The 16071-nt window shown below is 36.3% G+C and carries 14 protein-coding genes; 2 read left to right on the forward strand and 12 right to left on the reverse strand.

What is annotated here, in order from left to right:
- From P8J93_02170 to P8J93_02225, 12 genes are all read right to left on the reverse strand, one after another.
- On the reverse strand, positions 1 to 939 hold the full coding sequence (locus P8J93_02170) for an NADP-dependent oxidoreductase (protein ID MDG2060606.1): 939 nt from the start codon (positions 937 to 939) through the stop codon (positions 1 to 3).
- 48 nt (positions 940 to 987) lie between these two features.
- Positions 988 to 1464, reverse strand: a complete 477-nt coding sequence (locus P8J93_02175; GenBank protein ID MDG2060607.1) for a DUF4188 domain-containing protein — start codon at positions 1462 to 1464, stop codon at positions 988 to 990.
- Positions 1465 to 1496: 32 nt separating this feature from the next.
- Positions 1497 to 2444 (reverse strand): 2-oxoglutarate and iron-dependent oxygenase domain-containing protein, encoded by a 948-nt coding sequence (locus P8J93_02180; GenBank protein ID MDG2060608.1) that lies wholly within the window; start codon positions 2442 to 2444, stop codon positions 1497 to 1499.
- 1 nt (position 2445) lies between these two features.
- A complete protein-coding gene (locus tag P8J93_02185; protein MDG2060609.1) occupies positions 2446 to 3597 on the reverse strand; it encodes a cytochrome P450 in 1152 nt (383 codons plus the stop codon).
- A 57-nt stretch (positions 3598 to 3654) separates the two neighbouring features.
- Positions 3655 to 4500 carry an S-formylglutathione hydrolase gene (gene fghA, locus P8J93_02190; protein MDG2060610.1) on the reverse strand — a complete coding sequence of 282 codons (846 nt, stop codon included), beginning with the start codon at positions 4498 to 4500 and terminating at the stop codon, positions 3655 to 3657.
- A 10-nt stretch (positions 4501 to 4510) separates the two neighbouring features.
- Complete coding sequence (locus P8J93_02195) at positions 4511 to 5614, reverse strand: S-(hydroxymethyl)glutathione dehydrogenase/class III alcohol dehydrogenase (protein MDG2060611.1); 1104 nt, start codon at positions 5612 to 5614, stop codon at positions 4511 to 4513.
- Between the two features lie 33 nt (positions 5615 to 5647).
- On the reverse strand, positions 5648 to 6826 hold the full coding sequence (gene purT / locus P8J93_02200; protein ID MDG2060612.1) for a formate-dependent phosphoribosylglycinamide formyltransferase: 1179 nt from the start codon (positions 6824 to 6826) through the stop codon (positions 5648 to 5650).
- 53 nt (positions 6827 to 6879) lie between these two features.
- Positions 6880 to 7569, reverse strand: a complete 690-nt coding sequence (locus P8J93_02205) for an SDR family oxidoreductase (protein ID MDG2060613.1) — start codon at positions 7567 to 7569, stop codon at positions 6880 to 6882.
- A gap of 117 nt (positions 7570 to 7686) precedes the next feature.
- Positions 7687 to 8679 carry an alpha/beta hydrolase gene (locus tag P8J93_02210; protein ID MDG2060614.1) on the reverse strand — a complete coding sequence of 331 codons (993 nt, stop codon included), beginning with the start codon at positions 8677 to 8679 and terminating at the stop codon, positions 7687 to 7689.
- Between the two features lie 5 nt (positions 8680 to 8684).
- The gene (locus P8J93_02215; GenBank protein MDG2060615.1) at positions 8685 to 10154 is read right to left on the reverse strand and encodes a YdiU family protein; all 1470 of its coding nucleotides are present in this window, start codon (positions 10152 to 10154) and stop codon (positions 8685 to 8687) included.
- A gap of 48 nt (positions 10155 to 10202) precedes the next feature.
- Positions 10203 to 10991 (reverse strand): nucleoside phosphorylase, encoded by a 789-nt coding sequence (locus tag P8J93_02220; protein ID MDG2060616.1) that lies wholly within the window; start codon positions 10989 to 10991, stop codon positions 10203 to 10205.
- Positions 10992 to 11260: 269 nt separating this feature from the next.
- Positions 11261 to 11995, reverse strand: coding sequence for a hypothetical protein (locus tag P8J93_02225; GenBank protein MDG2060617.1), 735 nt, complete (start codon positions 11993 to 11995; stop codon positions 11261 to 11263).
- A 259-nt stretch (positions 11996 to 12254) separates the two neighbouring features.
- Here P8J93_02225 and P8J93_02230 point away from each other — a divergent pair, with 259 nt between their 5' ends.
- Both P8J93_02230 and P8J93_02235 read left to right on the forward strand, forming a co-directional pair.
- Entirely contained in the window at positions 12255 to 14543 is a 2289-nt protein-coding gene (locus P8J93_02230) for a TonB-dependent receptor (GenBank protein MDG2060618.1), read from the forward strand.
- Positions 14544 to 14587: 44 nt separating this feature from the next.
- Entirely contained in the window at positions 14588 to 16069 is a 1482-nt protein-coding gene (locus tag P8J93_02235) for a tannase/feruloyl esterase family alpha/beta hydrolase (protein ID MDG2060619.1), read from the forward strand.
- The last annotated feature ends 2 nt before the right edge of the window (positions 16070 to 16071 follow it).

Below are 16071 nucleotides of genomic sequence, written 5' to 3' on the forward strand. Positions count from 1 at the left end.
TTAGAATTCGATTACCATTCTACCTCTTGTCCCACCTGCTTCTAGCCTTTCATGTGCCTCAGAAGCATTGTTACTAGAGACTGAATCAGCGACTCTCAGAGTAAGAATACCATCTTCTGCTTGTTGTCTGAGGGTATCTAGAAGATCGATTCTACAATCATATGTGGTAACCCAAGTGGCTGTAAATTCTATATCTCTTTGTGGCTTGCCTTGAAAACCTCTAACAGATGTAAAAGAACCTCCATCCTTTACTGCATCAATAGCTAGCTCGTTTAGTAAAGCTCCATCAGCTATCCCATCAACGCCATTTGGAAATTCTTGTCTTATTTTTTCTGCATAACCTTCTCCTCTAGGAATTATAAGATCTACTCCGAGGGACTTAAGAAGCTCTTCATCTGACTCACTAGAATCAGCAATTACTATCAATCCATCTGCCTTAGCAAGCTCAACAACATAACCCCCATAAGCTCCTGGACTGCCAGTAACAGCAAGTACCTGCCCCTCCTTAAGGCTAAGTAAGTCCAAAGATAATCTTGCAGTTAAAGCATTCATAGGAAGCGTACAAGCTTCTATATAAGTAGTATCTTTAGGAGCTCTAACTACTGCGTTCTGGTCTAAGATTATTTGCTCTCGGTAAGCTCCATAATTACCTCTTGGTACAACCATAGCCATTACTTTGTCACCAACTTTAATATCGGTCTCAACCCCCTCTCCAATTTGATCTACTATTCCTGCTGCATCCATTCCCGGAACATAAGGAGGTGGGTTTTTCTTTTGTAACTCTGCTAACATTCCATTTCGAACAACAATATCCGTGGGATTAACTGCTGCTGCATAATTACGAATTCTCATTTGCCCAGGACCTGCTTTCACCTCTGGCACTTCAATAACCTCTAGCACCTCAGGCCCTCCATGTTCCATAATTCCTACAGCTTTCATATTTTAGTCCTCATTTTTTAAATATAACAAAACATCCATCTAAGAATTTTATGATTTTTCTAATCTACTTCTAGCTGAATCTTCTTCTTTTTTTAATTTTTCATGTTTACTAGCAGCCCCTAAACCAAACCTAGGCATACTGCCATATATTGCTTCTGTACTGCTTGGATTTATTTCATAAGTCTCATGCCAATAGCCAAAAGTATTATCACATTCTGTTTGAAGCGCCAATTGACTCCAAGCTTTATAATGGGGTTGATTTTTATCATGGGAAAAGGTTTCCAGGGCAGTGAAGTCTTGCCAATATTGCATCATACCAATTCCTCTCCAGTATAAGTACAAATAACCATAAAGATAACCTTTTGGTGGGTTTGTTTTTAAATGAACCCATAACCTCAATGTATTAAATGTAGGTAATAACCACTTATGCAAAGCAAATAGTCTGTTGACTCTCATACCTATGACAAAAACTATTATTTTTTCTTTAAATTCTGCAGTATATCTTCCAGGAAAAATATTTTTCATTTTAACTCCAATGTTTACTGTAAGACTGTCATTCAAGTGATCCTAAACTTTGATATTTGAATATCATCCTCTCCTAAATCTGAATAGTTATCATCAACTCTTCCCTGTATATAATCTTTCCATATGAAAGAGCTATAATGGTCTTCCTCTTCTGAAATTCCTTTAATAGGTTTTAAGACTTCACCTCTTGATGGGTTGTAAAAATAAGGAGTACTGTATCTAGATTTATTAGTTCTTTTTGAGACTCTATGCATAGCAGCTAAATATTGATCATTTGTCCAAACTTGCATTGCATCTCCTAAATTAACCACAATGGTATCTTTTTTTGGGACAATATCTATCCAACCATCTTGGCGGGAAAATGTTTGCAATCCTCCGGTCATATCTTGAAGAAGTAAAGTAAGAATCCCAGGATCTGTATGATGATTAAGAGCCATTTCACCTAATTCTGAAATTTCACCAATACTATCGTCCTTTAAGGGATCGCTGACTGGGTAATAATTCAATCTAACTGTGCTCATATCAGAGTTGCCTGATGGAAGGTCTAATTTACTATGCACTAAGGACCTAAATACTAAATCTAAGGTTTGATTAGCTACTAAAGAAGCATCGTTAAAAAAAAAGTTCATAGCTTGCTTAAAACTTTCATCTTGAGGCCATTGATTATAATCATCCTTATTTGATTTCGGATCCATAAAATCAAAAACCTCTTTTAGATCTCTTTTCCTTTTTGTTAACTCTCTATCATAATATCCTAGAGGTTTATGTTCTGTTCTAAGAATCCTCAATTTCTCGTTTCTCGGCAAAGAAAAGAACCTTTCTGAAGCGGTCCACATGCGATCTATGGATTCTTGCATGCCATGATTCTTTAAAAGAAAAAAACCATGATCTCTGCAAGCTAAATTTAGTAACTTGAGCTGAGAATCACTGTTATTAGCCTCCTTGAAATCTATTACTGGAACCTGAGTTTTTTTTGACAATTTAATTTTCTTCTACTTCTAACCAAAGATGATGGAAACCTCTAAGCATATTTGAATGAGTACGTTCATTCTTCCCAGAAACACTAGGTTTTATGCTCTTATATCTTTTAAACAGACCCTCTAAAGCATAACGTGCCTCCATTCTTCCTAAAGGAGCACCGATGCAAAAATGAATACCATAACCAAAGGTATGGTGATCACTTTTACCTCGATTCAGTAGGAAAGTGTCGGGTTGATCATAATGATTAGCATCCCTATTTGCAGAACCAAGGATTGCATAAACAATATCTCCTTTTTTAACTTTCTGCCCATGAAAATCTATATCAACGGTTGCCTTTCTATTAACCCAATGCACAGGTGCATCAAACCGAAGAGTTTCTTCTACTGCCGCGTCGATTTTTTCTGGATTATCACGAAGTTCTTTCCACTTTTCGGGATGCAAAGAAAGATAATCTAATAAATTAGAAAGCAAGTTAGTTGTAGTTTCATTGCCTGCTATTAATAATAGAATATTAAAACCTACTATATCTTGATCGCTAATACCTGCTCCATCTAGTTCAGCATTTACTACCTTACTAAAAAGATCATTACTTGGATTCTTTCGACGCTCTGGGATTAGAGACTGAAAATATTCTGCCATCTCCATTATGTCGGGAAGTCTATCTTGCAGTTCTGTAGCTTGTCCTGTTCCAGTCAATGCATCTGACCATCTCTTAAAATCATCTTTTCTATCTTCAGGTATCCCCATTAATCGAGCGATGATGTGAACTGGAAGGGGGATGGTAAAATCAGAAGATATATCAATATGCTTCTTGCCAGCCATATCATCCAATAATTTATCCACCAAACTGACAACTTCAACTTCCATATCTTTCAGTGTTTTAGTGGTAAAAGCTTTATTAACAATAGCTCTTAACTGAGTGTGCCTAGGAGGATCATCTGTCAATAAAGGTAACGCCATAGCCTGTTGATCCATTTCTCCCATAGAGTTTGATGAAAATTTCTTTGCATCCTTAAGGATAAATCTTACATCTTCATACCTACTTAGCACCCAACCATTTATATCTTCTGCCCACCATATTGGTTTCTCTTCTCGCCATTTTTTGTAATGCGGGTAAGGATTCTTTAGTAAATCAGGATTCGAAAAATTCATAATAAATTAATTTTTAATTGCGCTTATTCTAACTTTAATTTTATTAAACAGAAGGATTTAAAAAAGAAACTCTTGATGGTGCTTAATATGATCATTTATAAAACTAGCGATGAAAAAATAACTATGATCATAACCTGGCTGAAAACGTAATTTTAAGGGATAGTTTGCCCGTCTACAGGCCTCTTTTAATAACTCAGGCTTAAGTTGATTCTCTAAAAATTCATCATCCTGCCCTTGATCTATCAATAAATAAAGTTTTTCTTCAGACTTAGAGATTAATAAACAACTTTCATACTGCTCCCAATTTTTACGATCAGGACCTATATAATTTTCAAGAGCTTTTTGACCCCAAGGGCTGTTTATGAGACTACAAATAGGAGCCATTGCAGAAACAGATTTATATTTTCCAGGATTTTTTAATGCTATATTTATCGCTCCATGACCCCCCATAGAATGGCCCATAATTGAACAGTTATTATCTTGTAAAGGTAAGTGACTATTTTTTAAAACATTAGGAAGTTCGGTGGTTACATAATCATACATATGGTAATTCTTAGTCCAGGGTTCTTGAGTAGCATTAACATAAAAACCAGCTCCTAAACCTAAGTCATACGAATCTTCAAGATCATTTGGAACGCTGTCTCCTCTTGGGCTCGTATCAGGGCAAACAATCGCAACTCCATTCTCTGCTGCATATTTCTGAGCACCAGATTTTTGAACAAAATTATCATCAGAGCATGTTAATCCTGAAAGCCAGTAGATTATGGGTACATCTTGAATTTTAGCTTGGGGTGGAAGGTAGATAGAAAAAGTCATCGAACACTCGAGGGAGCTAGACTTATGTTTGAACTTTAATTGCTCTCCGTCAAACATAACATTTAAACTCACTTTTTCTATATCCATAAATTAAGAATCAGTAAACCACTACAGAGCGAATACTCTTTCCAGCATGCATAAGATCAAATGCATCATTTATTTCTTCTAACGGCATGGTATGAGTAATTAAATCATCTATATTTATTCTGTTTTCCATATACCAATCTACTATTTTAGGGACATCGGTCCTTCCTCTCGCACCTCCAAATGCAGTTCCTTTCCATGACCGTCCGGTGACTAACTGAAAAGGACGAGTAGATATTTCCTGCCCAGCTCCAGCAACTCCTATAATGAATGACTCTCCCCATCCTTTATGAGTGCACTCAAGAGCCTGCCGCATAACATCAACATTCCCAATACATTCAAAACTATAATCCACTCCCCCTGTCATTTGAATGATATGATCTGGAACATTATTTATGTCTTTGGGGTTTATGAAATCTGTCATGCCAAATTTCCGGCCAAGAGTTTCTCGATCTGCATTCAAATCAATACCAATTATCTGACTAGCTCCTGCCAACTTAGCACCTTGAATTACATTGAGACCAATTCCGCCTAAACCAAATACTGCCACAGTTGAACCAATCTCAACCTTTGCTTGAAAAACTACGGCACCTATTCCTGTCGTAACGCCACATCCTATGTAGCAAATTTTATCGAAAGGTGCATCCTTACGGACTTTGGCTAAAGAAATCTCAGGAAGTACACTATAATTTGAGAAGGTTGAACAGCCCATGTAATGTAGTAAGGGTTTGCCATTTATAGAAAATCTACTTGTCCCATCGGGCATAAGTCCTTGACCTTGAGTAACTCTTACAGCCTGACAAAGATTAGTTTTAGGATTTAAACAATATTCACATTCACGACATTCAGCCGTATAAAGAGGTATAACATGATCACCAATCTTCAGTTCTTTGACATTAGGTCCCACATCAAGAACAACTCCAGCTCCTTCATGTCCTAATATAGCTGGAAAAGCTCCTTCTGGATCATCGCCACTTAAAGTGAAATAATCTGTATGACACACTCCTGTTGCTTTTAATTCAATCAAAACTTCTCCTTCCTTAGGCCCATCCAAATCAACTTCACAGATTTCTAATGGTTTTCCTGCTTCAAAGGCAACGGCGGCTCTTGTTTTCATTTTCTTATCTCAATTTATTTTTAATATTCTTTGTTAGAAATATTTAATTTTTAGTTTCTCTGCTGCCCCTAGAGCAAGTTTCCGAGCTAATTCAATGTCACCTTCATCCACTCTTGCAAGGGTCACTCCCATTCTTCGATATGGACGTGTTAAGGGTTTATTAAAGATTCTTATATCTATATGCGAAGATTGGTTATTAAAAGATAAAGCCGAATCAATTCCTGAAATCGTGAAGCTTTCTGAATCTTGCTCTCCGAGCAAAACAGCGCTAGCGGAAGCTCCAAAAAGAGTTATATCTGGAATAGGCAATCCTAATATTGCTCTAGCATGCAGATCAAATTCATTTAAACTTTGTGAAATTAAAGTCACCATCCCAGTGTCATGAGGACGGGGTGAAAGTTCTGAAAAAATGACTTCATCTCCCTTCACAAAAAATTCAACTCCAAAGAGTCCATAACCTCCAAGCTCATCAACTACCTTAGCTGCCATTTCTTGAGCTAAGGACAGTGCAGATTCGCTCATAAAAGCTGGTTGCCAACTTTCGCGGTAATCTCCCCGTTCTTGACGATGTCCTATAGGAGGGCAGAAATGAATACCATCTTTAGCACGAACAGTTAGCAAAGTTATCTCATAATCAAAATCTATAAACTTTTCCGCTATAACTCGAAGTCTATCTCCTCGCATTCCTGAAACTGCATATTCCCATACGGATTCTATTTCTTCCTCATGACTTAAGGTGCTTTGTCCTTTGCCAGAAGATGACATGACAGGCTTGATGACTAAAGGCAAGCCAAGCTCCTTAACAACCTCTTTCAATTCTTCTAAACTTTCTGCATATAAATAACTAGAGGTAACAAGGTTCAGATGAGAGGAAGCTAGGTCACGAATAGCATCTCGATTCATGGTCAATTGTGCAGCTCGAGCTGAGGGAACTACAGAAAAACCCTTAGACTCAAAATCTACTAAAACTTCTGTTCGGATAGCCTCTATCTCTGGAACAATAAAATCAGGTTGATGCTTTTCTATTACTTCGCTTAATGCTTTGGCATCAAGCATAGAAAAAACTTCTGACTGATCGGCTAACTGCATAGCAGGAGCATTTTCATAATTATCACACGCTACGACATAACAACCCAAGCGTTTGGTAGAAATCACAAACTCTCTACCTAATTCACCAGAACCTAAAAGAAGAATTTTAGCGGTTGGTACCATCAAATCATTATTTTATTGAACCTGCTTTCTAGATCAACGCAGATAAATAAGAACTACCAAGGATGAATTTCTCCGTTCCATTTATAAAAATTACCAGAATCTTCTTTGGTTAAGCTTGAAATTACATTACGAATACCTGAAGCACTTTCTTCTGCTGTTATTTCAGCATGAGGTCCTCCCATATCAGTTTGAACCCATCCCGGATGCATAATTGAAACAATAATAGGATCTTCAACCCAATCAATTGCAAGAATCTGGCCTACTTTGCTTACTGCTGCCTTTGTAGAGGAATATATATAACTTCCACCTAAAGGCCAGGTAGATGCTGCAAGCTGACTAGAAAGAATCATTAGATTTCCATTGCCTGAAGCAACCAGATTAGATTTAAAACTACTGGCAATCTTCATTGGACCAATAGTGTTGGTATCGAGTGTTCTATGCCACTCCTCTATATCTATGTCATCAATTGATTGATGCTCACCACCTAAAGCACCCGCAACAATAATCACACTATCTATGGCTATATCACCAATGCTCTTAGATGCAGATTCTATGGAATCAGGATCCGCAACATCTAGTTGTTCTATAGTAATATTTTGAGCATTAGCAGCTATCTCATCAAGTTTAGGTGCCACTCCATTATCACGAACGCATGCTATAACATTATCACCTGCATCGGCATATTGTTTAGTAAGTTCTAGACCAATTCCTCGTGATGCACCGACAATCATAATAGTAGACATATTTTCTCTCCTTTTTCTAAATCAATTTCCTTTGATTATATGATATTAATCAGCCACACAAAGGTTTTAATTAATTACATTTTAGAAAAGTAATCTTAATGTAAACCTTTCTAAAGATCATAATTGATGAATCTTTTCTAAGTAACTTAATAAAACTTTATTGAGTTCTTCTGAAGCTTCTAATGAAATCATGTGACCCACACTAGGTATCATAGTTATCTCATGTAATTTTGGAAAAATTGCTCTCATTAATCCTATAGGATCATCGCCATGAAAACCTTCTAGATCAACATCTTTTTCACTGCCTATAAACCAAGCATCTACTTGACTTTCAACACCTTCAAAGGCTTTGCGTTCCTCCCATTTTAAGTCCATAGAACGGTACCAATTAAGACCACCCGTAAAACCTGATTGACTATATTCTGCTACAAAGTATTCAAACTCTGTTTCAGTTAGCCAATCCCAAGGAAGTGGTGGAGGTTCAGGCATAGCATCTATATAACTTGTTCCTGGCGGATGTTTAAAAACGTCAAAATAATTTGCTTGCCCACTAAGTATCCACATAACTTTTTTTAGGAATTCTCTAGGAGAAGCTGCTAACTCTATATCTGCACGAGGAGGATTTCGAAAGTACTCAATATGAAGAAAATGTTCAGCGCCCATTTCTGCGTATTCTGTTAAAGGTGATTTGTTTGGATTATGCGGAGCTGCAGGATTTTCTAAACATATTACTGAACTTACTCGTTCTGGATATCTTAAAGCTAAATCTTGAATTGCAAAGGAACCAAAATCAATTCCGACGAAAATTGCCTTATCAATCTTGCAATGGTCTAACAAACCAATTAAATCAGCAGTAATTTTCTTAATGCTATATTCTTCAGGGTCTTGAGGACTATCTGTCCTTCCCATTCCTCGCATAGATGGGGCGATTACTCTGTAGCCTGCTTGTGCAAGAACAGGGATTTGGCGATGCCAACTAAACCATAACATTGGAAATCCGTGACAGAAAATGACAGGTAATAATTCACTTTTGTGATTAGAAGAATCCTCGACAAAATGCATCTGAATATCATTAATTTGAGCGAAGTGATGTTTCCAATTAGCTTGCATAAATCTCAAGTTCCGCAAAAAGTTTGATATTTAATATCTGAAATTGGTGACGGCAAGGCATAACTCTCTTGTCCTTTAATCTCATCAAAGGGGTGATTCAAGACATCTGCTAATTGTGAAAAAAGACCCATATCTAAATTAGTAGAAGCTGCACTTAGGGCCTCCTCTACTTTATGGTTTCTTGGTATATATAAAGGATTAACTTGATTCATACTTTTTGCAACACTTTCCAAATTAATTTTATCTGCATCTATTCTTTTATACCATCGTTTCAACCAAGGAGTTAAAAGGGCAGGATTATCAAATAAGTTTTGTAAAGACTCTTTTTTACCGAGTAAGCTCTTTGATAGGCCTCTAAATACCAAAGTAAAATCAGCATGACCTTCCTCCATAATTAATAAAAGATCATTTATTAATTCTAGATCATGAGGATCTTCTGTGGATAAACCTATTTTTGATCTCATCTCTGACAACCAGTATTTCTCATAAAGAGGATAAATATCTTCAATTTCTTCTTTTAATAATTCAACCGCTCGATCAACATCTTCATGAACTAATGGTATAAGAGTTTCGGCCAACCTAGTGAGATTCCAAGACAATATTAATGGCTGATTTGCAAAAGCATATCGACCTTGAGCATCTATAGAACTAAAAACTGTATTTGCTGAATATGAATCCATAAAAGCACATGGCCCATAATCTATAGTTTCTCCTGAGATAGTCATGTTGTCAGTATTCATTACACCATGAATGAAGCCAATGCTCATCCACTTAGCAACCAATAATGCTTGAGAATTACTAACTGCTTTTAAAAATCCAAGATATGGGTTCTCTGCTTCTGCTAGTTCAGGATAATGTCGAGCTATTGAATAATCTGCTAACGATCTTAATTTATCAACATCACCAAGTGTAGCTCCAAACTGGAAAGTACCTATCCTGATATGACTAGATGCAACTCTTGTTAAAATACCTCCGGGCAAAGGAGTTTCTCTATAAACATTTTCACCAGTGGATATAGCGGCTAAGGCTCTTGTCGTTGGAATACTCAGTTTATGCATGGCCTCACTGAGCAAATATTCTCTTAATACAGGACCTAGAGCAGATTTTCCGTCTCCACCTCTAGAAAATGGGGTGGGGCCAGATCCTTTTAACTGAATGTCTCGACGATTCTTTTTAGCATCAATTACTTCCCCCAAAAGCAGAGCTCTCCCATCCCCTAGCCGAGGAGAAAAGCCCCCAAATTGATGACCTGAATAAGCTTGAGCAATAGGTTTTGCTCCTAGCGGAACTTCCTGTCCTGAAAAAATAGCCTGACTTGATATAACTTCTGATTCATTAAGATCAAAACCTAGTTCATTAGCTAATTGATAATTGAAATAAAGAATTTTTGGAGATACAACAGGAACAGCCTTGCAAGAAACATAAAAATCTTCTAGGTTATTTGCAAAACTATTATCTAATTTAAAATCTATAATCTTTTTTTCTCCTAATGAGTGGCTAAAATAATTTGCATCTAAATATAATCACTTGCTCAATTTTTTGAGAACTTCTTCAATTAATTTCACCATTTCTAAGCTTCCAAAATCTTCTCCTTTTTCGAAGTCACCTTCTTCTTGAGCCATCTTATTAGTGAGATGAGCAAAGCAAATAACATCATGATTTTTTGCTTTAGCAAATGCATACAACGCGGATGCCTCCATTTCTACACAGATTACATTATTTTTCTTCATTGCATCTAGTGCTGATTGAGTTTCTCTATAAGGAGCGTCAGTAGTCCAACTTTTTGCTTCCTGCCAAAAATTCCCACTATTTTTTAATTTATTAAATAAATTTTGAGAAAGATCAGACGGTTCCTCTCCAGGTAAATAATGATAACTTGTTCCTTCATCTCTAATTGCTTCAGTAATCAAAGCAAATTGCTTTTCTACATTTAAATCCTTAACAATACCCGCAGAAGTAATACTGATTAAGAGTTCACATCCAGATACAAAAAGTTGTTCCGCAATTAATACTGCATAAGATGCCCCTACGGCTCGAGGAATTATCCCTACTGCTAATCCATTAATTTCAAACGTATATAAAAACGAGTGATAACATGCCCAATATTTATTTAATACAGCCCTTTTATTATTTCTAAGATAATCTACCAAATTGCCATCTGGATCTAAAATGCAAACTCTAGGTACCTCTCCTAAGGGTATTCCATTCTGTCTTCTTGACTCTCTTAAAAGATTAGTAGGTTGAAATACCGAAGGTTCACTGTAAATCTTATAATTAAGAATGTCTGTGGTAGTAAATTCTTTATCTGACATCAAGTATTTTCATTATTAAATAATATCTTACTCTTTTTTTAACTCACTTTAACTATGTGGTTTAAGTTTAATTTATTTTTTAAGATTGAAGTGACTGCAGGTACAAAGCTATTTTAAGTGGGGCGCTTACTTTTGCTTTTTCTTCTGCAGCAGAGTTGTAATTTGTATTGGTATTAACATCATAAGTCCAAATAACTCCATCTTTATCTGTGATAATTTCAACACCAGCAATTCCTATGTTACTTTATCTTTGTCAAAATCCTTAAAATCTAATTGTTTGAACCATAGAGAGATGGGAGTAATTCTGCTAAATATTTCATTTCTTCCTCTGCATGCCGCTTTAAATCTTTTGCCCTCTGTTCATTAAGAACAAGTAGACGAGTTAAAGCCATATTTCCAATAAAGCCCATTAACGATGAAATAGTTTTGTTACCTTCACGCTTAGCAATATGTCCTAACCAAAATCTAGATCTCATTTCTGCCCCATTTAGTGTATTTCTAACAACATGACACATTTTTGCTATATTCATTTCTTCATCAAGTAAACCTACTCTTGCACAAATAACAAATGTCTCCTCATCATTAGCGTCATAACCAAAGAACTCAGAAGAATTAACAAACTGTATTCTAAGCTGTGATAAATCCTCTCCAATATATTCATGCACCAAATGGCTAGCTCCTTTGATTTCTCCTGGTTCTTTATTTTCCCAATCCATCCATAAGTGATCTTTAGGATGCCACCACTTATAATGCTCTGTTGTCTGAAGGAAATCAGAAAACCACCAACGAACCATGCCTGCTGTGACTTCAGGCATTGGAGTTCTCACAGCAACTAGATAGGTTGCATCAGGTAATCTAATAACTTGAGTAGCATAAACTCCTGACTCTTCAACCAAAGTTTTATCAGCATCTATGAATTGATTAAATGGTTGCAAACCATAGATGGAAACAATAATTAATAATGCTATTGAACTATATATTATGAATTTCCTGAGATTTATCATTCCCACTCAATAACAGCCCAATTTAAAATCCTTATAAATAAGAGGTTTCATAAACACGAAGAAAGTGTGTAACATTTGTGTAACTATTTAATTCATCATACTGTTGCAATTAAAAAGGTCTAATAGGTTGCTGTTTAATACTTATTAGTCTTTCATTGGTTTCTTTTACAGATATATCTTTATTTATTTTTACCTTGCTTGGACTTATAATGAACTTTAGTTATTATAAATAGTAATTATCCATCAAATAGGAAAAAATATGTATAACAAATATATAGTTAACTTAGCTTTAGGTGTCATACTTTTAATTTCATCACCCATTACATTTACTGAAATTCTTGAAGAAATTGTAGTGACAGCACAGATAAGAGAGCAAAGCCTTCAGGATGTGCCAATTTCTGTATCAGCAATTGATGGTGAGGCTATTGAGGATAGAAGTGTTGATAACCTCAGTTCACTTTCTACGTCGGTGCCTAATTTCATAGTTGCAGAAACTCAAATCGATACCTCTATTTCCATTCGAGGCGTTCGTTCTGGTGCAAACAAAGGGTTTGAACAATCAGTACCATTGAACTTTGATGGAATTAGTTACCCTCGAAGCCAGCTTGCTAGAACTCCGCTTGTTGATTTAGAGCAAGTCGAAGTGCTGCGAGGCCCTCAGCCTACCCTCTTTGGTAAAAACGCTATTGGTGGGGTTGTAAGTATTACATCTGCAAAACCTACTGAAGAATTTGAAGGAAAGTTTTCTACTTCATTTGAGTCTGAACATGATGAATCTCAGACTCTATTAGTGCTTTCAGGACCACTATCAGAAAACCTACTTGGTAGATTAACTGTTTCAACCAGAGAAATGGATGGCTGGATTACAAATGAGAAAATGAAAAGAATTGAGCCTCAAAGAGATGAGACTTATATAAGAGGTCAACTCGCTTGGACATCAGGAGATGTGGATTTCAACTTAAAAGTTGAGCAAGCAGATTTTGATTCCGTGGGTTATGCCATGGAGGCGATTGCTGCTCAAGATGGCTATGGACTAGTCTTTGCTGGACCGATTGCAGTTGAAACTACTGAAAACTGGGTTAGATCGAGTGGAGAAACCTTCAGTCAAAATTCTATGGATAATTTTGTGTTAACTGCTAACTATCCAATGGATGGTGGTGGCACCCTGACTTCAATCACAGGACATGTTGAATACGATTCATATGAAGTGCTTGACGTTGATTATGTGAGTCTAAATATCCTGGATGGAACAAACCAAACAGAAGAGTATGATCAGTGGTCTCAAGAAATTCGATACACTTCAGTTGGCGGTGAAAATGTAGATTACATCGTTGGTGCATATTTTCAAACTGCAGATGTTGATGTAACTGATTATGTACCATTGGGATCTTTTCTTGCCCTGGCAGGGCCTCCAGTATCTTTCTTAGTTGGAACAAATTGGGATAGGATTTATGCACAATCCTCGGATATGTATTCTGTTTTCGGTCAAGCTGATTTTAATCTAAATGATAATTGGAGATTAACAGTGGGTGCAAGATATTCAAGCGAAGACAAAGATGGAAGCAGAGACTTGACCATAGATGGAACAGGATCAGCATTAGAAAATTCACCATTATTAAATATTTTATGGGGAGCCGTTTTGAATGTTGGTCCTCATAGCGTAGCGAGTAGCAGAAGCGAGAGCTCTTTTGATCCAATGGTTCGATTAAGTTATGACCTATCTGACGACTCTCAAATGTATGTTTCATACACACAAGGTTCTAAAGCAGGGGGTTTTGATATTCGAGGTAATTCAATACCTGGGACACCTCTTATCTCTAGTGCAGGTGGATGGGAGTTTGAAGAAGAAGAAGCCACTAATATTGAATGGGGCTATAAGATGAAATCTGATAGAGCCCAATTTGATTTTACTTATTTCAGTACAGAGTATGAGGATCTTCAAACGAGTGTGTATGATGGTGTATTAGGCTTTAAAGTAGGAAATGCTGCAGCTGCAGAACTAGATGGTTTTGAAATGCAAGGAAGATATCTAATAACAGATGGCTTAGAATTTTATGCCTCTTTGGCTAGCCTCAACTTTGAATTTACTGACTGGAAAAACAGTCAATGTGCTTATGGCGAAGCTCCTACAAATGGAATTTATTGTGATAGATCTGGCGCGAGTGTAATTCTTGCACCTGAAGATACAGCAAATGCTGGCTTTGATTACGAAATTGTCCTATCAAATAACTGGGTCTTTAATGCTAACTTAAATATTGATTACTCCTCAGAATATTTTATTACTACTAATCTTGATAAGAACATACAAGAAGATGGCTATACAAAAATTGGTCTAGTGCTTGGTTTAGAAAGTTCAGATGGTAAGTGGAGAGCATCTCTTATTGGAGATAACTTGACAGATAAACGTATTAAAGTTGTTGGCGGAACAATACCCTTGGCTAGAACATTTGTAAGACTAGCTTCTGGTGGCGCTCTTGATGGGACAGCTTATGATGCTATTTACGATAGGCCTAGAAATATCACTGTTAAATTAGATTACAAATTCTAATCAATAATTCGACCTTACTATAAATAGTAAGGTCGTCTTTTTAAATGTCATCTAGAACATTTAAAAAAGCTACTAGCTTTTTTTTCCTTATTTTTTTTACGAACTTTTTATTTTCTTCGCAATGCGAATCTCTTAATGATTTTCATTCAAGCAACCTTATAATTTCTCAAGCGTCCATCAATTCTTTGGAGGTTAACTTGCCAATCTTTTGCAAAATTACTGGAGAAATAAAGCCGAACATTGGCTTTGAAGCACGCTTCCCAAGGCAATGGAATGGAAAATTTTTTCAAGCTGGTTGTGGTGGCTTTTGTGGTCTTGTAGAACCAGACAGGTCAACTCAATCAAATGCAATTAACCATGCATTAAAAAAAGGTTATGCAACAATTACTACAAATGGAGGACATCAAGGAAAACATTTAGGTGATGCAGCATGGGCTAAAAATAATCTTGAAGCTGAAGAAGTTTATGCGCATAAATTAATTCCATTAACTCATAGATCAGGGCTTGAATTAATTCAAGTTTTTTATGACGCTCAGCCCACTTTCTCATATTTTTCAGGATGCTCGAATGGGGGGAGATTGGCAGCAAAGGCAGCACAAGAATACCCAGATCTATTTGATGGAATTATTGCAGGATGTCCAGTTTTAAATTTAACAAAAAATGGAGGGATTTTTGGAAGTTGGCTAGTGCAGGCAAATACGGATGAACAAGGTTTTCCAATTTTAAATAAAGCATTTCAATCCAAACTTATAATGCTTGAAGAAAATGCAATTACTCAATGTGATCACTGGGATGGTAAATTGGATGGGATAATTCAAGCTCCTCAAAAATGTAATATTACTCTAGAAGATATTCCAAATTGTTTACAAGAAAGTAATAGTACTTGTTTAACTTCACAAGAAAAAAATGCTTTAAGAAAAATCTATGATGGTCCAGTTGATTCAAAAAATAATAAGTTGTTTTATGGCGTTAATCCTGGAAGTGAGAGATATCTTGCCCACTGGTACCTGGATAGTGATGATACTAAAGGACCAGGAACACTACTTGCTAATGGGTTTTTGCCGAACCTTGGATTGCCGGAGGATGATGAAGCCTTTTTAGCTCTAAGTTTTAATTTTGATTCAGATCCAGAGTTATTAGTTCCTCAAAGTAGTCTTTTAGATGCAATGAAACCGGATCTTTCAAAGTTTAAAAACTTAGGTGGAAAATTATTGATGTGGCATGGGCTTGCTGATCCACTCGTACTGCCACAACAGTCTATTAAATATTATCAAGAGGTTATAAAAACTATGGGTAAGGAAAATGTTACAGATTTTTTTAAGCTGTATCTTGTTCCAGGCATGGGACATTGTTGGGAAATTCCTTCAGCCCTTCCTGATCAAATGAGTATGTTAACAATTTTAGAAAATTGGGTTGAAAAAAATGAAACTCCAGATTCAGTTCCAATTAATAAATTTGATTCTTCGGGGTTATCAACTAAGAAGGGTATTTTGAAGCCCTATCCTAAATTAGCCTCATACAACTAAAA

It is taken from the genome of SAR86 cluster bacterium, from assembly GCA_029268615.1.
Taxonomy (GTDB): Bacteria; Pseudomonadota; Gammaproteobacteria; order Magnimaribacterales; family Magnimaribacteraceae; genus JAQWNM01.

Bases quoted from the DNA above. Each gene is read 5' to 3' on its own strand.
- P8J93_02195 (MDG2060611.1), bottom strand. From the start codon at position 5,614: ATGAAAACAAGAGCCGCCGTTGCCTTTGAAGCAGGAAAACCATTAGAA.
- P8J93_02225 (MDG2060617.1), bottom strand. From the start codon at position 11,995: ATGATAAATCTCAGGAAATTCATAATATATAGTTCAATAGCATTATTA.
- P8J93_02185 (MDG2060609.1), bottom strand. From the start codon at position 3,597: ATGAATTTTTCGAATCCTGATTTACTAAAGAATCCTTACCCGCATTAC.
- P8J93_02230 (MDG2060618.1), top strand. From the start codon at position 12,255: ATGTATAACAAATATATAGTTAACTTAGCTTTAGGTGTCATACTTTTA.
- fghA (MDG2060610.1), bottom strand. From the start codon at position 4,500: ATGGATATAGAAAAAGTGAGTTTAAATGTTATGTTTGACGGAGAGCAA.
- P8J93_02235 (MDG2060619.1), top strand. From the start codon at position 14,588: ATGTCATCTAGAACATTTAAAAAAGCTACTAGCTTTTTTTTCCTTATT.
- purT (MDG2060612.1), bottom strand. From the start codon at position 6,826: ATGGTACCAACCGCTAAAATTCTTCTTTTAGGTTCTGGTGAATTAGGT.
- P8J93_02170 (MDG2060606.1), bottom strand. From the start codon at position 939: ATGAAAGCTGTAGGAATTATGGAACATGGAGGGCCTGAGGTGCTAGAG.
- P8J93_02220 (MDG2060616.1), bottom strand. From the start codon at position 10,991: ATGTCAGATAAAGAATTTACTACCACAGACATTCTTAATTATAAGATT.
- P8J93_02205 (MDG2060613.1), bottom strand. From the start codon at position 7,569: ATGTCTACTATTATGATTGTCGGTGCATCACGAGGAATTGGTCTAGAA.
- P8J93_02175 (MDG2060607.1), bottom strand. From the start codon at position 1,464: ATGAAAAATATTTTTCCTGGAAGATATACTGCAGAATTTAAAGAAAAA.
- P8J93_02210 (MDG2060614.1), bottom strand. From the start codon at position 8,679: ATGCAAGCTAATTGGAAACATCACTTCGCTCAAATTAATGATATTCAG.